The organism is Kouleothrix sp. 19917 (assembly GCF_057073505.1).
In genome coordinates this window covers 8,172,804-8,190,822 of sequence record NZ_CP097099.1, presented here as the reverse complement: position 1 = coordinate 8,190,822, position 18,019 = coordinate 8,172,804, and the positions used below count along the sequence as shown (strand labels likewise).

The following is an 18,019-nucleotide window of genomic DNA, read 5'->3' as shown; positions in this document are numbered from 1 at the left end:
CTGGCTATGAATTTACGCAAAAATAGCCCCTGATATGGATAAAGCAGACTACGTACCACCAGCAATTCTCGGCATTGGCAAAGGCAATAATTCCATGGCACATTTTTTGCTTTGTGTGTTGAAGCAATCTGCCTATGCACAGGGTCGCAAAGCTACTCGCTCCTGGCCTTCAGCTGATCGCACTTCCATTTTTCACTCTGAAAAAAGAACATTGCAGGTCTACTATGAGCGACACGACCTCACTGAATGGTGCGTCCGGAAATGGATCTGGCGCAGTTCAGGCCGACCTCTGGCAGCGCATTACGCTGCGGCAGGTTGCGATTGGCACGGCAGTGGTTGCATTGGTAATCGCCGCGCTCGTGCTAATCGCCGCACTCCGCTATGTCTTTCTTATGTTGTTCCTGGGAATTGTGGTTGCAACAGCGCTGGCACCGCTCGTGGAGCGCTTGCGCAAGTGGGGGCTTTCGCAAAGTTTGGCGAGCTTAGTAGTGTTCAGCTTGCTGGTCGCCGTTGTGATTGGCATTCTTTCGGCACTCGTGCCATTTTTTATTGGTCAGGCCGTGCAGGCCATCACCGATTTGCCCCGCTCGTACGAGGGTTTTCGTGCAACGGTTGTGCAATCGAACTCGCGCTTTTTGCGCGGGCTGGGCGCGCAGTTGCCTGCAAATGCCTTTGCCTCGCTCTCGAATGACAGCGGCAGTATGATCAGCTCGCAAATTACCGCGCTTGTGCCAACCTTTGGCTCGGGGCTCCTTTTCTCGGTGCTGGTGCTTCTGCTGAGCTACTACTGGCTTTACTATCGCGCGCTCGCCATACAATCGGTTGCGCTGCTATTGCCGCTTAATAGCCGCGCCGGGGCTGTGGAAATTTGGAACGAGAGCGAGCAGAAAATCGGCGCGTTTGTGCGTGGCCTCGCCATTCTGAGCTTTGTGATTGGCGCATGCTCGGCAGTTGGCTACGTGGCAATTGGCTTGCCCTATGGCCTGACAATCGCAGTAATCGCGGGCATTCTCGAAGCGGTGCCTTATGTTGGGCCGATTATTACGCTGGTGCTGGCTGGCGTGGTGGGTCTGACAGTTTCGCAGGAAATGGCTTTATACGCGGTTGGCATTGCGATGATCATTCAGTTTCTCGAAAACACTATTATTGTGCCACGTGTGATGGACCAGGCGGTGGGCGTGAGCCCAGTGGTGACTTTGCTGGCACTGGCAGTGTTCAGCGACCTGTTTGGCCTGTTGGGCGCGCTGCTGGCAGTGCCGTTGGCTGCTGTCATTCAGGTCATGATTGATCATGCAATGAAGCGGCTGAATACGCCCAATGAACAAAATATTGGCGGGCGCGACCGGCTGGCGCTGCTACGTTACCAGACGCAGGATCTCGCTGGCGACTTGCGGGCGCGTTTCCGCAGCAAAACGGATGTCGACCCGGAAGAAGACGTTGTGGAAGAAGAGCTGGAAGCACTGCTCGTGGATCTCGACAACTTGCTTGCATCGGCACAGGAGCAACGCGCATGAAACGCCTCGCGCAAATTACAGTAACGATTGGCGCCACGCTGCTGGCAATTGGCTTGATGTGGGTATTTCAGCCCACGCTGGTATTGTTTGCCGGCTCGCTGGCCATTTCAGCGGCGCTGCGCCCGCTGGTACAGCAGCTCGAACGGCGTGGCATCAGGCGCGGTTATGCAATCTTAATCTGGTACTTGCTTATTCTCGCCGGCCTGGTGATTGGCTTCATGCTCTATTCCGTCGGCATCAGTGATGAGTTCTCGCGCGGCGCGGAAGATTTGCCGCGTGGCTACGCAGCACTGACGACTCTACTCCAGAATGGCACACCAGTGCAGCAAACTGTTGCCGCAAACCTGCCTTCGTTCGAGGAATTGCTGGCTGGGCTGGTGAATAGCAGTGGCGGTGTCACGGGCGTTGGCATTTCGCTGTTAAGCTTGTCGAGCAACCTGGTGAGCTTCCTGCTGTTTGCCTTTGCCGCGCTTAGCCTGGCATATTACTGGCTGATCGAGGTTGCGCACTTCGAGCGGCTTTGGCTTTCGCTGCTGCCGATCACCGCGCGGCAGCAGGCGCGCACGATCTGGCGCAATGCCGAGATCGCCGTGGGCGCGTATATTCGCTCGACTGTGATTGCGGTGGCGGTGGCTGCGCTGCTGCTGCTGGCGTTGTTTCGGGTCGTTCAGTTGCCGTTCGCCACATCGCTGGCGCTGGTTGGCGGCTTCAGTCAGTTTATTCCACGCCTGGGGCCAGTAACGTCGGTGCTGTTAGCCTTTACTGTGGCGCTGATTGCATTGCCACCATGGATGGCGCTGATTGTGCTGCTCATTGGGTTGTCGATCCAATATGCCACACACGTATTCGCTGAGCGGGCCATGCAGGCCGATGCCCTGAAGGTGAACGCTTTCCTACAGGTATTGCTGCTGCTGGCCCTCGCCCAACTTGGCGGCTTCTGGGCCATGATTTTTGCGCCGCCACTGGCCGCGCTCATTCAGGTGCTGTACGCGGGTATTTTGACCACCACAACGGCGGTGCAGCCGCAGCAGTCGGTGATCGATCTGCTGTGTGAGCGCCTGGAGCGCATAAAGGGGCTGCCAGAGGCTGAGCGCGTCGATCTGGTGAGCTCGATGCGGCGGAGCGACGACCTGCTGACCGAAGCGCGCACAGTACTGGGGAATAATTAGCAGTTCATGCTGACAGCAAGGCCGCCCGGCATTTTTGCGCCGGGCGGCCTTGCTGTTGGTTCTCTTATAGCGGCAGCACGCCCGCCTGAAAGCCACAGGCAGCCAGGAAATCCGCTGCTTCCTGCTCATCAAAGGCAGTTTGCAGCCGCGTGCAGCCACGCGCCCGCGCCAGCGCCGCCGCCGCATCTACTAACGCCCGACCCATCCCACTGCGGCGCTGCTCGGCGCGCACGGCCAGCTCGTCCAGCGTGGCATACCAGCCGCGCAGCGCCTGATGAAAGGCCAGCAGCGCCACGCCAGCAACTCGCCCATCCGCCTCAAGCACCAGCACCGGCTTGTCAGGATCGTCGAGCCGGTCGTGCAGCAACGCCTCAGCCGCCACCACGCCAGTCTCGTCCCAGCTGCGCCCGCCCAGCAGCAGATCGAGCGCGGCCGGCACATCGGCGCGGGTGGCGTAGCGCACATCCCCTTCGCCCGCCGCGCCCACCAGCTGCGCGCTAGTTTGCTGCTCGCGCCGCCAGCGGCTGATCGCCTGGACATGCGTGGGGAAGGCCATTGGCTCGGGCAGTGCATCGGGCGCGAATGTGCCGGCCTCGGTCGCGTCATCCGCTGCCACCAGCTCGCCACTCGTCGCCGTTGCAGCATAGATGATCAGCAGGCCAGTGCGCTCGCCCTCGCCAATTGAGTAGACTCCCAGCAGGTGATCGACGCGCACGAGCAGGCCGGTTTCTTCGTGGCACTCGCGTATGGCCGCATCTTCGGCGCTTTCGCCCAGCTCCATAAAGCCGGCCGGCAGCGCCCAGCAGCCTGCGCGCGGCTCGTAGCGCCGCCGCACCAGCACCAGCCTGCCTTCCAGCGCCACCACCACGCCCACTGCCGGCACCGGGTTGCGATACAGAATAAAGCCGCACGCCGGGCACACATCGCGCTCGCGATCGTCCACCACGCGCCGCTCCATTGCCGCGCCGCAGCGCGCGCAAAATACCGCCTGAGCCATCGTTCACCTCACTGTGACAGGATGTTCGAAATGCATCCTGCACCGCCCAATAATTTCTGCCAACTACGTTATTTCTTCGTGCCTTCGAGGTGTTGGCCTCTGCTTAAATCGCCTTCTGGCGCTCGCGCACGGTTTCCAGCCGTCCCAGGTGGCACGCCTCGCTCAGGCTGATCAGGTAGGGTAGGTCGTCGCCATACTCAATTACGCTGATGCTCGCATTCGTCACCCAGATGCGGTTGATGCGATCCATATTCATGCCCAGCGCATCGGCCACCAGAATTTTTACCACCACGTCGTGCGTCGAGATCAGAATGTTCTGGTTTTCGTAGGTACTGCACAGCCGGTCTTTGAAGTCGAGCACGCGCTTCAGAATATTGCTGAAACTTTCGCCGCCCGGCATCTGCGCGCGCGTCGGGTGCCAGCGCCACTCGTGCAGCCCGTCGCCGTAGCGCTCAATCACTTCTTCGGCCATCAGCCCTTCCCAGTCGCCGTGGTTGATCTCCAGCAGCGCCGGCTCGTGGGTCAGTGGCACGGTCGGGTGGTAGCGCGCAATCGCCTGGGCCGTGCGCGCGGCGCGCTGCAAGGGGCTGGAAAAAATCGCATCCAGTGGCTCGCGCTGCAGCCGGCCGGCCAGCGCCTCGGCCTGGCGCGCGCCAAGCTCCGAAAGCGGGGCATCTTGCTGGCCCTGATAGCGGCCAATCCGGTTCCATTCGCTTTCGCCGTGGCGAACAATAATCAGTCGCATGGTACACTCACACTCGGCGCGGGGCCGAAACTGCGGGCGCGCGGCCCGCCTGCGAATCGCCGGCGGTGGCACACAAGCAGCCACGGCACTGTGGCCCGCGGCATTATAGCCGAATTCGGCGCGCGCTCGGCCAGATGTTGCATATGTTGAAACAAGCCTTGCGGCACGCGAAATGCCGGTGTGCCATGCCCCGCCGATCTGCACAGGTCTGCGCGGCAGTGGTACACTAGATCAAAAGGGTCAAATAGTTGAGCCACAGAGTGCACAGAGGCCACTGAGTACGAATCTCGAACTTGGTGCTCTCCGTGTTCTCAGTGGCCAACTATTTCCGCACTTCGCTAGCCCCGCTCACGCGGCCATGCCGAGCCCGGCCGCACAGGCACAGAAAGAGGCACACTATGAGCCAAACTCAACGCGGCGAGCTCGTCGTTCTCCCCGATGCCGCCGCCGTCGCCGACGATGCCGCCCGCCGTTTCACGGCGCTGGCGGGGGCCGCCATTGCCGAGCGCGGACGCTTCACGGTTGCGCTGTCGGGCGGCAGCACGCCCCGCGCCATGTACCAGCGCCTGGCCGCGCCGCCTTTCAGCAGCGCAATTGATTGGGAGCGCGTGTTTGTGTACTGGGGCGACGAACGCATGGTGCCGCCCGACGACGCCGACAGCAGCTACCGCATGGCCCGCGATACCCTGCTGGAACACGTGCCAATTCCAGCCGCCAACATCGTCCCCGCGCCAACTGTGGGTGGCACTCCTGCCAATGCGGCCCGCGCCTACGCCGAAACGATGGTCGCGCAGTTCGGGCAGGATGTGCCGCAGTTCGATCTTATTCTGCTCGGCATTGGCCCCGATGGGCACACCGCATCACTCTTTCCGGGCCAGCCCGAGCCCAGCGCGCCCAGCGACGATCTCGTCGTCGCAGTGTACGACTCGCCCAAGCCGCCGCCCGACCGCATCTCTTTCACCTACCGCCTGATCAACGCCGCGCGCGCAATCATGTTTGTTGTCACCGGCGCCGACAAAGCCAGCGCGCTCGACGGCATTCTGCACGGCCCGCCCAACCGCGCGCATCTGCCTGCGCAGGGCGTGCAACCCACTGCTGGCAGCCTGGTCTGGCTGGTCGACCAGGCGGCGGCCACGCACTAGCGCAACAAAAAAGGTCAGACGCACGGTGCGCCTGACCTTTCTTCATTTCCAAAACCCTAATCGGGAAACAACTCGTCCATTTCTTCTTGCGCCTTTGCCGCCGAAACCTCGCGCCGGCCCACCGCCTGGTAAAATGCCGCGTCGTAGGCGCGTGTGCGAATCACCACCGGCATTGGCACCGCGTGGCCCAGCACCAGCGCCTGCTGGCGCGTGTCGAGGCTGGCCAGCACCGATTTCAGGCTGGAGCTGCCGCTCACGCCCGTGAACACCGCGTCGATGTCCTTCTCATCGTTCAGCAGCGCCGTCACGCGGCTGCCGATCTGGCTCATCACGTCGGCGTCAATCGACGAAGGGCGCTGATCGACCACCAGCAGCGTCACGCTATACTTGCGCAGCTCACGCGCAATTGTGCCAAAGATCGTCTGCTTGGCGGCGGCGGGGTTGAGGAACTTGTGCGCTTCCTCGATCGTGATCATCAGCTGGCGCGGCTTGTCGGCTGCATTTTTTGTGCGAATATACTGCTCGGTTTTTTCCACCCAGCGCCGCCGAATACGCCGCGTCAAGATGTTCGCCGTGAGCATATACGAAAGCGTATCGCTGTAGCGCCCGAATTCCAGCACTACGTGGCGGCCATTCGCCAGGTAATCGATCATTTTGTCGAGCATGCCAGCTGGCGCAGTTTCTTTCACAAAACCCTTGCGCGCCACCTGCTCAAGCTTGCGCTTCAGCGCGCTCAGCGCGCCCGCATGCCCACCCGACGTCTCGGCAAATTCGTTCAGCGTCTCGGCGTCCATCGCCAGCAAGGAGCGCAGCCAGCCCTCTTTGAAGCGATCCACCAGCAGGTAAGCCGATTCCGCCGCCGTCGATGTCAGGTTCAGCTCGTCTTGCAGCAGAATCACATCTTCGACCTCGATCTGGTCGAGCCCAATCACCACCTCGGCATCAATTGGCACATTGCGATTGCGCGAGGTCGCGGGGTCAAGCGAGTACACGAGCACCTCGCCGCCAAAGAGCTGGCGCAGGCCCTTCACAAAACCGCCCTGCTCGGAGGTGCTTTCCCAGCCATACTCGCTGTGCATGTCGAAAATCAGGTTGGCGGCCACCCGCGCCTTGATTGTGCCGCAGATCAGCAGGCGCGTCAGAAAGCTCTTGCCGGTGCCGCTCTTGCCAAACACACCATTCGAGCGTTCGACCAGTCGCTCAAGGTCGATACACACCGGCACGTCCATGTCGAGCGGGCGGCCAATCTCGAAATGGCGGCTGTCTTCCTGGCCAAACACGCGCTGGAAATCATCTTCATTCGCTTCCAGCACCTGCGAGAAATGGCGCGGGATGGTTTTGGGTGGCAGCAAGCCTTCGTTGACATCGCTTGGCAGCATGAGCATCGGCTTCAGCGTGATCGAGCCGTATGTCGAGGTGCCGGCCAGCACTTCATGAATAAACGCGTCGCCATTGGGTGGATCAACCAGTACTTTCTGGTTGGTCGCTTCCAGCACGACATCGGTTATCATAGAGAAGAATTCGTTTTTCTGGCCCTGGATAACCACGAATTTGCCGACGCGCATATCTTCAACGCTCTCGCGGCCTTCGAGGCGGGCACATAATCCTTCGACCAGCGAGCCACTGGTGACGACGCCAAGCCGAGTTCGGGTGAGCAGGGACATACAGACTACTCCACAGCATGCTACAATACACGAGTATTGGAGCATCGAGAAGCGGGGGTTAGACGGTACAGATCAGGATATGTAGAACAAATATACCATTAAGCGTAGCTGTGTCAAGCTCGCACGCCTGAGCAGAGGTACGCCTGAACGTCAGGATCTCGCACTACACTGAGGATGAGCAACTGTGCAACACATTATTATCGCTGAAGATGAAGACGACGTTCGCGAGTTTTTGACGCGCGCAGTCCAGCGGGCCGCCCCCACCGCCACAATTTCAGCGGCTGCCGACGGTTCGGATGCGCTGGCACTCGTACTCGAGCGTGGCTGCGATTTAATCATCAGCGACCAGCGTATGCCAAACATGACAGGGGTAGAGCTGCTGGGCGCTGTACGCGAGCACGGCTACACCTTCCCCTTTATCGTCATCTCGGCCGATGTCACCGTCGAGCAGATGCTGCAAGAAGCTGGCGTATCGGCATTCTTCTATAAACCTTTGAGCATGCGCCAGATTCGCGAAATCGTCGAAGCATGGCTGCCACATAAGAGCGCATCCTAAAGCCCAGCACAAACAAGCCAACACCCCCAATATTTGACAGCCCTACGGCGCTGTGATATACTCCGCAACTGCTGTGCAAACCAAAGCTAATGGCTTGCGCACATCTCGGAACCCTATCTAAGGCGTGGCGTCATGCATTCGCCACGACCAGAACGGGGTTCGAGTTTTGTTTTGTAATAAAGGGTGGCACGAAAGCGGCACATTCGCCACCAAGAAATAATGGTTTTTAGCTCTCAGAATGGAACTCGTTCCTGCCGTGTGCACGGCACAGGCGCCTAAGGGAGGAAGTACACAGGATGCCGACAATCAATCAGTTGGTACGCAAACCTCGCAAGCCGGTAGTGAAGAAGACGAAAGCTCCTGCGCTTCGCTTCACATACAACGCCATCAAGGGGCGGCTGACGCGTGGGAAAGGCTCGCCGTTCAAGCGAGGCGTCTGCACTCAGGTGAAGACCATGACCCCAAAGAAGCCGAACTCTGCGCTGCGCAAGATTGCGCGCGTGCGCCTGAGCAACGGCATGGAAGTCACGGCCTACATCCCTGGTGAGGGCCACAATCTGCAAGAGCACTCGGTAGTCCTTATTCGCGGCGGCCGTGTGAAGGACTTGCCAGGTGTTCGCTACCACATTGTTCGTGGCGTGCTCGACGCACAGGGCGTGGCGAACCGCAAGCAGGGTCGCTCGAAGTACGGCACGAAGAAGTCGGGCGGCACGCCGGCGAAGAAGAAGTAACATTCGTGCTCGGTGCGCCCCGGCGCAGCACGCACGCCTGATATGAGGTAAACCTATGCCCCGTCGAGGAACGATTGTCAAGCGCATCCCTTCGCCCGACGCGCGCTACAACAGCGTGGTCGTGCAGCAGTTTATTAATAAGGTGATGCAGCGCGGCAAGAAAAGCACTGCTGAGAAGATCGTTTACCAGGCGCTTGAGATGGCGGCCGACCGCCTGAAAAAGACGCCGATGGAAGTATTCGAGATTGCGCTGCGCAACGCTGGCCCGGCCATCGAGGTCAAGCCCAAGCGCGTTGGCGGCGCAACGTACCAGGTTCCGGTCGAGGTGAAGAGCGACCGCCGCCAGTCGCTGGCGATGCGCTGGCTGCTGATCTCGGCGCGTGGCCGCAGCGGCAAGCCGATGCACGAGCGCCTGGCCACTGAGCTGATGGATGCCTTTAATAACACGGGCAGCACCATCAAGCGCAAGGAAGACGTTCAGCGTATGGCTGAAGCCAACCGCGCGTTCTCGCACTACGGCAAGTTCTAAACACGGTTGGTCATCATAGCAAAGCGATTGTTACTAACTACTAGGGAGAAGAGCATATCATGGCCCGCGAAATACCATTAGAGCGGACTCGAAATATCGGCATTATTGCCCACATTGATGCGGGAAAGACGACGACGACCGAGCGCATTCTGTTCTACACCGGCCGAACCTACAAGATCGGCGAAGTTCATGAAGGCACTGCCACCATGGACTGGATGGAGCAGGAACGCGAGCGCGGCATCACCATCACCGCGGCGGCAACCACGGCGCAGTGGAGTGTCAACGACGAGATCTACCGGATCAATATCATTGACACCCCCGGACACGTCGACTTTACCGCCGAGGTGGAGCGCTCACTGCGCGTGCTCGACGGTGGCGTAGTCGTCTTCGACGCTGTTGCTGGCGTGGAGCCGCAGTCGGAAACTGTGTGGCGGCAGGCCGATAAGTACAAAGTGCCGCGCATCTGTTTTGTGAACAAAATGGATCGCACCGGCGCTAACTTCGACCGCACTTTGCAGATGATCAAAGATCGTCTGGGCGCGCGGGCTGTGCCGATCCAGCTGCCGATTGGCGCCGAGGATCGTTTCCGCGGCATTGTTGACCTGCTGGACAACAAGGCGGTTCTGTACCTCGACGATGCTGGCAAGCGCGAAGAGCTGCAGGAAATCCCGGCGGAAGTTGCGGCCAAGGCCGAGCAGCTGCGCCAAGAGATGATTGAGGCGATTGCCGAGACCGACGACGAACTGACCCTTCTCTATCTTGAGGGTGAGGAGCTAGGCGTCGAGGAGCTGAAGCGCGCGCTTCGCAAGGCAACGATTGAAGGCAAGCTGGTTCCAGTGCTCTGCGGCGCGGCCTTGAAGAACAAGGGCGTGCAGCGCGTGCTTGACGCGGTTGTCTTCTATCTGCCGTCGCCGCTCGACATTCCCGCAATCACCGGCACGCAGCCGGGCCAGATTTTGGGCGAAGAGGGCGTGGAGCCGATCTCGCGCGAAACCAGCGAGTCAGCGCCGTTCGCCGGCTTGGTGTTCAAGATCATGGCCGACCCGTACGTCGGTAAGCTGGCGTACTTCCGCGTCTACTCGGGCAAGCTCGAAGCTGGCTCGTATGTGCTGAACACCTCGCGTGGTCAGCGCGAGCGCGTGGGTCGCTTGATCCAGATGCACGCGAACCACCGCGAAGAAATCAAGGAAGTCTACGCCGGCGATATCGCCGCGATGGTCGGCCCGAAGAGCACCTTCACTGGCGATACGATCTGCGACCCGGAAAACCCGATTGCGCTCGAAACCATCCGCTTCGCGGAGCCGGTGATCCAGCTCGCAATCGAGCCCAAGACCAAGTCCGACCAGGACAAGCTTGGTATTGCGCTGCAGAAGCTGAGCGAGGAAGATCCGACCTTCCGCGTGCGCACCGACGAGGAAACCGGCCAGACGATTATCGCCGGCATGGGCGAGCTTCACCTTGAGGTGATGGTCGACCGCATGCGCCGCGAGTACAAGGTTGAGGCCAACCAGGGCAAGCCGCAGGTGGCCTACCGCGAGTCGATCAGCGTTCCGGCGGATGTTGACTCGAAGTTCGTGCGCCAGTCGGGTGGTAAAGGCCAGTACGGTCACGTCAAGCTTCAGCTTGAGCCACTCGAGCGCGGCAAGGGCTTTGAGTTCGTCAACGCGATTGTTGGCGGTTCGGTGCCGAAGGAATACGTCGGCCCGACCGAGCAGGGCATCAAGGAAGCGATGCAGAGCGGTGTGATCGCCGGCTTCCCGGTAGTCGACGTCAAAGTGACGCTGTACGATGGCTCGTTCCACGAAGTGGACTCGTCGGAAATGGCGTTCAAGATCGCCGCGTCGATGGGCCTCAAGGAAGGCGTGCGCAAAGGTCGCCCGCAGCTTCTTGAGCCAGTGATGAAGGTCGAAGTCACTACGCCTGAGGATTTTCTTGGCACAGTGCTCGGCGACCTGAACTCGCGCCGTGGCCAGGTTGAAGGCATGGAAGCACGCGGTAACGCCCAGGTGGTACGCGCATTCGTTCCGCTGGCGTCGATGTTCGGTTATACCACCGACCTGCGCTCGGCAACACAGGGGCGCGCGACTTCTTCGATGGAGTTTGCGTACTACCAGCCGCTGTCCGAAGCGCTGGCGAAAGAGATTATCGAAAAGCGGCGCGTCTAACAAAGACCTAAATGAGCTGTGAGAGAAATGATGGCTCAAGGCCGCGCTTCTCTCACGGCTCTCGTATGTACTACTGATTGACGGACTGTAAGGAGTAACTGTTTTATGGCGAAGCAGAAGTTCGAGCGAACCAAACCGCATATCAACGTCGGGACGATTGGTCACGTCGACCACGGCAAGACGACCTTGACCGCCGCCATCACCAAAGTGCTGGCGATGAAGGGCGCGGCCAAGTATACCTCCTACGACCAGATCGACAACGCGCCCGAAGAGCGCGCGCGCGGTATTACCATCGCCATCCGCCACGTCGAGTACCAGACCGACAACCGCCACTATGCCCACGTCGACTGCCCGGGCCACGCCGACTACATCAAGAACATGATCACCGGCGCTGCCCAGATGGACGGCGCGATCCTGGTCGTGTCGGCCCCAGACGGCCCGATGCCGCAGACCCGCGAGCACATCCTGCTCGCCCGCCAGGTGCAGGTGCCGGCCATGGTCGTGTTCCTGAACAAGGTCGACATGATGGACGACCCGGAACTGCTGGAGCTGGTCGAGTTGGAGCTGCGCGAGCTGCTTTCGAAGTACGACTTCCCCGGCGACGACATTCCGATCATTCGCGGCTCGGCGCTGCAGGCGCTGTCGTCGACCTCGACCGACCCGAACGCGCCGGAGTACAAGAGCATCCTGGAGCTGATGGACGCGGTGGACAGCTACATCCCCACGCCGCAGCGCGCGATCGACCAGCCGTTCCTGATGCCAATCGAAGACGTGTTTGGCATCAAGGGTCGCGGCACCGTGGTGACGGGCCGGATCGAGCGCGGCAAGGTCAAGATGACCGACACAATCGAGATCATCGGTATGAGCGAGGGTGCGCCGCGCAAGACGGTGGTGACGGGCGTGGAAATGTTCCAGAAAACGCTGGACGAAGGCGTAGCGGGCGACAATGTGGGCGTGCTGCTGCGCGGTATTGAGCGGACGGACGTGGAGCGCGGGCAGGTGCTGGCGGCTCCGGGGTCGATCAAGCCGCACAAGAAGGTCAAGGCGCAGGTGTATGTGCTGAAGAAAGAAGAAGGCGGGCGGCACACGCCATTCTTCCCAGGCTACCGGCCGCAGTTCTACATCCGAACGACGGACGTGACGGGTTCGATCACGCTGCCGGAAGGGATGGAGATGGTGATGCCGGGGGACAACGTGGAGATGGGCGTGGAGCTGATCGTGCCGGTGGCGATCGAGGAAGGCTTGCGTTTCGCAATCCGCGAAGGTGGCCGCACGGTCGGCTCGGGCGTTGTGACCAAGATTGAGTCGTAGGCAAGCATAGAAGATGGCGAGTGCGGAGTTCTCGCTCTGCACTCGACATTTTCTTGTGTGTTTACCGCACAGGAGCGCAGAATGGCAAAGCAAAAGGTTCGCATCCGCCTCAAAGCGTATGACCATAAAATTCTTGATCAATCGGCGCGGCAGATCGTCGAGGCGGCTGAACGAACTGGTGCGCTTGTCGCCGGTCCGGTTCCGCTGCCGACCAAGATCGAGAAGTACAGTGTGATTCGCTCGTCGTTCATCGATAAGGACTCGCAGGAACAGTTTGAGATTCGCACACACAAGCGCCTGATCGACGTGCTGGACCCAAGCCAGCAGACGATTAACGCCTTGATGAAGCTCAACCTGCCGGCGGGTGTCGATATCGAGATTAAGCTCTAAGAACAACCGGCAACGTATCGCTCGCAAGAAAAGCGTTCTTTGGGTTTGTTCTTCTGAAACGCAGCCGCTGCGGCAGGTATGTACCGTGAGCCCGCACGCTGCCGAGGTGCAATTATGATTGAAGGATTGCTAGGCCGCAAAATTGGGATGACCCAGGTCTTTAGCCCTGCGGGCGAGGCCATCCCAGTAACGGTGATCGAGCTTGGCCCGTGCGTTGTGACGCAAGTGCGCAGCAAAGATCGCGATGGCTACGAAGCGGTGCAGATTGGCTTTGGCGAAGCGAAGGCGAAGAGCCTGACCAAGCCCGAGCAGGGGCACCTGGCCGGCGCAGGCCGCCTGGTGCGCTATCTGCGCGAGTTCGGTGCCGACAATATCGAAGAGCACGAGGTTGGTCAGGTTCTGACTGTGGAAGTTTTTGAGCCGGGCCAGGTGATCGATGTCACTGGCACATCAAAAGGTCGCGGCTTCCAGGGTGTTGTGAAGCGCCACGGATTTAGTGGTGGCCCCAAGACCCATGGCCAGAGCGACCGCTGGCGCGCCCCCGGTTCGATTGGTGCGGGTACCGACCCCGGCCGGGTGTGGAAGGGTACGCGTATGGCGGGCCGTATGGGCAATCGCCGCGTAACCGTACAAAACCTGCAGGTTGTTGAGGTTCTTGCCGACAAGAACATCCTGCTGGTACGAGGCTCGGTGCCGGGCGCGAAGAATGGGCTGCTGATGGTTCGCCGCGCAGTCAAATCCACCAATTAACAGAGGGGTACGCGTCGATGGAAGCTAAGATCTTTAATCAGTCCGGCAGCGAGGTCGGAACCATCCAGCTGGATGAATATATTTTTGGCATCGAGCCAAATGTGCCGGTAATGCACCAGGCCATGGTTCGCCAGCAGGCGAATGCGCGCATGGGCACGCACAACACGCGTGGCCGTGGCGAGGTCGCTGGCAGCACACGCAAGCTGTTCCGCCAGAAAGGCACTGGCCGTGCCCGCCAGGGTTCGGTGCGCGCGCCGCACCGCAAAGGCGGTGGCGTTGCCCACGGCCCGCACCCACGCTCGTATGCGCAGGCAATGCCGCGCAAAATGCGCCGTTTGGCGGTTCGCTCGGCGCTTTCGGCAAAATATGCCGCCGACGAGATTCGCTTTGTTGATGCGTTCTCGTTCGAAAAGCCGCGAACGAAGGACTTCATCCAGAGCCTGACGTCGCTGGAGCTTGCGGGCAAGACACTGATCGTGCTTGACCGCAAAGACGAGGTTGTTCAGAAATCGGCTGGCAATATTGCGGGCGTGAAAACCTTGCTTGCACATTATGTCAATGTGATCGATCTGCTGAGCCACGACAATGTCGTGATTTCGCGTGCGGCGATTGACGTGCTGGCGAGTTTTCTAAGCCAGGCCAATGGCGAAGCCGACAGCGATGCGGCGAACGAGGAGGCCTAAATGAATGCGCATCAGATAATCATCCGCCCGCTGATCACCGAGAAGAACACCAACCTCATGTCGCTGAACAAATACAGCTTCGAGGTGGATCGTTCGGCGAACAAAACCCAGATCCAGCAGGCAGTTGAGGAAATTTTCAACGTCACGGTTACGGGCGTTCACACGCTAAATGTGCGCGGCAAGCTGCGCCGGCGTGGCAACCGCTTTGGCTACACTTCCGACTGGAAAAAAGCGATCGTGACGCTGGCCGAGGGTGATCGCATCGAGCTATTCGAAGGCGTGTAACAAGTTTTGAGCTTTGGGCCTGCGTTCTTCTCAGCGCGCAAAGCTCAGCACTTCACGGAGTAAACGATGGGTGTTCGACGATACAAACCAACCTCGGCCGGCCGCCGCAACATGTCGGTTGCAACGTTCGAGGAAGTGACCAAAAAAGACCCGGAAAAGCGGCTGCTGGCCCCGCTGAGCAAGAGCGGTGGCCGCAACAACTATGGCCGCATTACTACCCGGCACCGCGGCGGCGGGCACAAGCGCGCCTACCGCATCATTGACTTCAAGCGCAACAAGCATGGCGTTCCTGCCAACGTTGCGTCGATTGAGTACGATCCAAACCGCAGCGCGCGCATCGCCCTGCTGAACTATGCCGATGGCGAGAAGCGCTATATTCTGGCGCCGCTGGGCCTGAGTGTTGGCGACACCGTGATGAGCGGCCCCGAGGCTGAGGTGCGCGTGGGCAACGCGCTGCCGCTGCGCTCGATCCCGCTTGGTTCGCAGGTGCACAACGTCGAGCTGCAGCTTGGCCGTGGTGGGGTGATGGTGCGCAGTGCCGGTGCTTCAGCTCAGCTGATGGCGAAGGAAGGCAACTACGCCACCCTGCGTATGCCCTCGGGCGAAATGCGGCAGGTGCTGATTGACTGCCTGGCGACGATTGGCCAGGTGGGCAACCTCGACCATCAGAATATTCGGATTGGCAAGGCTGGCCGCAAGCGCTGGCTGGGTCGCCGGCCCGAGGTGCGTGGTTCGGCTATGAACCCGCGCGACCATCCCCATGGTGGTGGCGAAGGCCGCGCACCGCGTGGTATGTCGCCGAAAACCAAGTGGGGCAAACCGGCGCGCGGCGTTCGCACGCGGCAGAACCCCAGCACCGACCGCTATATTGTTCGCCGCCGGAAACCGTAGTTTGGGCGCAGCAGCACGTCTGCGCTGACGATATCAACAAGGTGGGAGCGCGTTCTAACGCGCCGGGGGCAATGGGCTCATGCTCAACCCCTCCCTCCTCCCAAACACAAAGGAAGGGATTGAATGTCTCGTTCGTCGAAAAAAGGGCCGTACGTGGATATACGGCTGCTGGGTCGCATCGAAGACATGAACCGCGCGAATGAAAAACGCGTGCTGCGCACGTGGTCGCGCCCGTCGACGATCTTCCCGCAGATGGTGGGGCACACCATCGCCGTTCACGACGGCCGACGCCATGTGCCGGTGTACATCACCGAGAACATGGTGGGCCACAAGCTTGGCGAGTTTGCGCCGACGCGCTTCTTCCGCGGTCATGGTGGCAAAAAGGCCGACAAGCGCGGGAAGGTGAAATAGCCATGCAAGCGAAGGCTGTTAACAAAATGGTGCGCATCTCGCCAACCAAGGTGCGCCCGGTCATGGATCTGGTTCGCGGCAAGCCGGTTGAGCGCGCGCTCGCCATTCTGCGCTACCTTCCTCAGAAGGCAGCCAAGGAAGTGGCGCGCACTATTCAGTCGGCGGCTGCTAATGCCGAAAATAACTTCGAGATGGATCCTGAGGCGCTGACGGTGAAAACCATCTTCGCCGACGAAGGGCCATCGTTCAAGCGCTTTATGCCGCGCGCCCGTGGCCGCGCCGACCGCATCCGCAAGCGCACCACGCATATTACCGTGATCGTGGACGACGGCGAGGAGATTTAAATGGGACGCAAGGTACATCCAATTGGTTTCCGGCTTGGCTACATCAAGGACTGGCAGTCGAAGTGGTTCGCTGACCGGACATACACCGATCAGCTCCATGAAGATATTCTGCTGCGCCAACTAATCATCAAAGAGCTGGCGAACGCAGGTGTTGCGCGCGTCGACATTGAGCGCGCGGCCAATCGTGTCGAGGTGACGGTGTACACCGCCAAGCCCGGCATTGTGATTGGCAAGCGCGGCGCCAAGGTCGATGAGCTGAAAGCCGACCTTGAGAAGCGCACCGGCAAGAAAGTCAAGCTGAACATTCAGGAAATTCACCAGCCTGAGCTTGAGGCGCAGCTTGTGGCCGAAAGCATTGCCGAGCAGATCAACAAGCGCGTTTCCTACAAGCGCGCCATGAAACAGGCCGTGCAGCGCGCCATGCGTTTGGGTGCGCAGGGCGTGAAGATCAAGTGCTCGGGCCGCCTGGGCGGCGCTGAAATGGCCCGCATTGCTAACGAAAGCGATGGCCGGGTGCCGCGCCACACACTGCGCGCCGACATTGACTACGCGCAGGTGCACGCCCACACGACCTATGGCCGTATTGGCGTGAAGGTCTGGATCTACAAGGGCGAAGTTTTCCCCGACGCAATGGGCAAGCTCCAGGTCGTGCAGACGGCCTCGGCACGCGCCCAGGCCGCCGAAGAAGAGAACCGGCCGCGCCAGCGTAGTGGCCGCGGCGGTGGCCGTGGCGATCGTGATCGTGGCAGCAGCGGCGGCGACCGCGAGGGCGGCGACCGTGGTCGCGGTGGGCGTGGTGGCCGCGGTGGCGGCGCACGTCCCCGCGGTTAATAGGAGCAACGACTATGTTGATGCCAAAGCGGGTGAAATACCGCAAGCAGCAGCGCGGCCGCACCAAGGGCATGGCCCAGCGCGGCAACTCGGTAGCATTTGGTGATTTCGGGCTGATGGCCCTTGAGGCAACCTGGATCACCTCACGCCAGATCGAGGCGGCCCGCCGCGCAATTACCCACCACGTCAAGCGCGGTGGCAAAATCTGGATCCGGATTTTCCCAGACAAGCCAGTGACGGCGAAACCAGCCGAAACGCGCATGGGTTCCGGCAAGGGCGCGGTCGACCACTATGTCGCCGTTGTCAAGCCGGGCCGGATCATGTTCGAGCTTGGCGGCGTGCGGCCCGAGATCGCTCAGGAAGCGCTCAGCCTGGCCGCGCAGAAAATGCCGATCAAGTGCAAAATCATTGGCCGTGAGGATGTGGAGGCCGCCGAATGAACACCGACGAGCTACGCAACCTCGACTCCGAGAAGCTGCAGAGCCAGCTGAAGGAGCACTACGAGGAACTGTTTAACCTGCGTTTCCAGCAGGTTATGGGCAAGCTGACCGCCAGCGGCCGCCCGCGGATCGTCAAGCGCGAGATTGCGCGCATCAAGACGATCCTGCGTGAGCGCGAGCTTGGCCTCTAACGACCAGGAGAGCGAAGATGGCCGAACAACGACGCCTGTACAAAATTGGCCGGGTGGTCAGCGATAAAATGGACAAGACGGTTGTGGTCGCGGTCGATTACCTGCGCCCGCACCCACTGTATCGCAAGATCATTCGTAAAACGAACAAGTTTCACGCGCATGATGCAAGCAACCAGTGCCACGTCGGCGACGTGGTGCGCATCGGCGAAACCCGGCCCTTGAGCAAAACCAAGCGCTGGGAAGTGATTGAGATCATTCAGCACGGCGAGGAGAATTAGCA

22 protein-coding genes are annotated in these 18,019 nt (G+C 60.3%); 19 read left to right on the top strand and 3 right to left on the bottom strand.

The genetic code is table 11. The features are described 5' to 3' along the window. Positions 1-224: 224 nt before the first annotated feature. Positions 225-1,514: an AI-2E family transporter gene (locus tag M1P90_RS33055; RefSeq protein ID WP_483700097.1), complete on the top strand. Its 1,290-nt coding sequence runs from the start codon at positions 225-227 to the stop codon at positions 1,512-1,514. Beyond that, positions 1,511-2,683: an AI-2E family transporter gene (locus M1P90_RS33050; protein ID WP_483700096.1), complete on the top strand. Its 1,173-nt coding sequence runs from the start codon at positions 1,511-1,513 to the stop codon at positions 2,681-2,683. The genes M1P90_RS33055 and M1P90_RS33050 overlap by 4 nt, the downstream gene beginning before the upstream one ends. Positions 2,684-2,747: 64 nt before the next feature. Here the strand turns inward: M1P90_RS33050 and M1P90_RS33045 are convergent, their stop codons facing one another. Both M1P90_RS33045 and M1P90_RS33040 read right to left on the bottom strand, forming a co-directional pair. After that, entirely contained in the window at positions 2,748-3,680 is a 933-nt protein-coding gene (locus tag M1P90_RS33045; RefSeq protein ID WP_483700095.1) for a GNAT family N-acetyltransferase, read from the bottom strand. Between the two features lie 103 nt (positions 3,681-3,783). After that, positions 3,784-4,425: a histidine phosphatase family protein gene (locus tag M1P90_RS33040; protein ID WP_483700094.1), complete on the bottom strand. Its 642-nt coding sequence runs from the start codon at positions 4,423-4,425 to the stop codon at positions 3,784-3,786. A gap of 398 nt (positions 4,426-4,823) precedes the next feature. On the opposite strand from M1P90_RS33040, the gene pgl reads away from it, so the two are divergent. Next, positions 4,824-5,567, top strand: a complete 744-nt coding sequence (pgl, locus tag M1P90_RS33035) for a 6-phosphogluconolactonase (protein WP_483700093.1) — start codon at positions 4,824-4,826, stop codon at positions 5,565-5,567. A 56-nt stretch (positions 5,568-5,623) separates the two neighbouring features. Here pgl and M1P90_RS33030 read toward each other — a convergent pair whose 3' ends face one another. Beyond that, a complete protein-coding gene (locus tag M1P90_RS33030; protein ID WP_483700092.1) occupies positions 5,624-7,231 on the bottom strand; it encodes a helicase HerA domain-containing protein in 1,608 nt (535 codons plus the stop codon). Between the two features lie 184 nt (positions 7,232-7,415). On the opposite strand from M1P90_RS33030, the gene M1P90_RS33025 reads away from it, so the two are divergent. The 16 genes from M1P90_RS33025 (at position 7,416) to rpsQ (ending at position 18,017) form a co-directional block, all read left to right on the top strand. Then, the gene (locus M1P90_RS33025; protein ID WP_483700091.1) at positions 7,416-7,787 is read left to right on the top strand and encodes a response regulator; all 372 of its coding nucleotides are present in this window, start codon (positions 7,416-7,418) and stop codon (positions 7,785-7,787) included. Between the two features lie 296 nt (positions 7,788-8,083). Further along, complete coding sequence (gene rpsL / locus M1P90_RS33020; protein WP_483700090.1) at positions 8,084-8,518, top strand: 30S ribosomal protein S12; 435 nt, start codon at positions 8,084-8,086, stop codon at positions 8,516-8,518. A gap of 55 nt (positions 8,519-8,573) precedes the next feature. Beyond that, positions 8,574-9,047, top strand: coding sequence for a 30S ribosomal protein S7 (gene rpsG / locus M1P90_RS33015; protein ID WP_483700089.1), 474 nt, complete (start codon positions 8,574-8,576; stop codon positions 9,045-9,047). 59 nt (positions 9,048-9,106) lie between these two features. Next, positions 9,107-11,212 carry an elongation factor G gene (fusA, locus tag M1P90_RS33010; RefSeq protein WP_483700088.1) on the top strand — a complete coding sequence of 702 codons (2,106 nt, stop codon included), beginning with the start codon at positions 9,107-9,109 and terminating at the stop codon, positions 11,210-11,212. A 105-nt stretch (positions 11,213-11,317) separates the two neighbouring features. Beyond that, entirely contained in the window at positions 11,318-12,523 is a 1,206-nt protein-coding gene (tuf, locus tag M1P90_RS33005) for an elongation factor Tu (RefSeq protein ID WP_483697167.1), read from the top strand. 81 nt (positions 12,524-12,604) lie between these two features. Beyond that, complete coding sequence (gene rpsJ, locus M1P90_RS33000) at positions 12,605-12,913, top strand: 30S ribosomal protein S10 (RefSeq protein WP_409571247.1); 309 nt, start codon at positions 12,605-12,607, stop codon at positions 12,911-12,913. A gap of 114 nt (positions 12,914-13,027) precedes the next feature. Next, positions 13,028-13,663, top strand: a complete 636-nt coding sequence (gene rplC, locus M1P90_RS32995; RefSeq protein WP_483700087.1) for a 50S ribosomal protein L3 — start codon at positions 13,028-13,030, stop codon at positions 13,661-13,663. Between the two features lie 17 nt (positions 13,664-13,680). After that, positions 13,681-14,346: a 50S ribosomal protein L4 gene (rplD, locus tag M1P90_RS32990; protein WP_483700085.1), complete on the top strand. Its 666-nt coding sequence runs from the start codon at positions 13,681-13,683 to the stop codon at positions 14,344-14,346. Next, positions 14,347-14,631, top strand: coding sequence for a 50S ribosomal protein L23 (rplW, locus tag M1P90_RS32985; protein ID WP_483700084.1), 285 nt, complete (start codon positions 14,347-14,349; stop codon positions 14,629-14,631). A gap of 66 nt (positions 14,632-14,697) precedes the next feature. Continuing rightward, positions 14,698-15,522: a 50S ribosomal protein L2 gene (gene rplB / locus M1P90_RS32980; protein ID WP_483700083.1), complete on the top strand. Its 825-nt coding sequence runs from the start codon at positions 14,698-14,700 to the stop codon at positions 15,520-15,522. A gap of 123 nt (positions 15,523-15,645) precedes the next feature. Beyond that, positions 15,646-15,933 (top strand): 30S ribosomal protein S19, encoded by a 288-nt coding sequence (gene rpsS, locus M1P90_RS32975; RefSeq protein WP_483700082.1) that lies wholly within the window; start codon positions 15,646-15,648, stop codon positions 15,931-15,933. 2 nt (positions 15,934-15,935) lie between these two features. Further along, entirely contained in the window at positions 15,936-16,277 is a 342-nt protein-coding gene (gene rplV, locus M1P90_RS32970) for a 50S ribosomal protein L22 (RefSeq protein WP_483700081.1), read from the top strand. After that, positions 16,278-17,108: a 30S ribosomal protein S3 gene (gene rpsC / locus M1P90_RS32965; protein WP_483700079.1), complete on the top strand. Its 831-nt coding sequence runs from the start codon at positions 16,278-16,280 to the stop codon at positions 17,106-17,108. 14 nt (positions 17,109-17,122) lie between these two features. Further along, on the top strand, positions 17,123-17,548 hold the full coding sequence (rplP, locus tag M1P90_RS32960; RefSeq protein ID WP_483700078.1) for a 50S ribosomal protein L16: 426 nt from the start codon (positions 17,123-17,125) through the stop codon (positions 17,546-17,548). After that, positions 17,545-17,739, top strand: a complete 195-nt coding sequence (gene rpmC, locus M1P90_RS32955; protein ID WP_483700077.1) for a 50S ribosomal protein L29 — start codon at positions 17,545-17,547, stop codon at positions 17,737-17,739. Before rplP ends, rpmC begins: the two co-directional genes overlap by 4 nt. Positions 17,740-17,756: 17 nt before the next feature. After that, entirely contained in the window at positions 17,757-18,017 is a 261-nt protein-coding gene (gene rpsQ / locus M1P90_RS32950) for a 30S ribosomal protein S17 (RefSeq protein WP_483700076.1), read from the top strand. Positions 18,018-18,019: the final 2 nt, after the last annotated feature.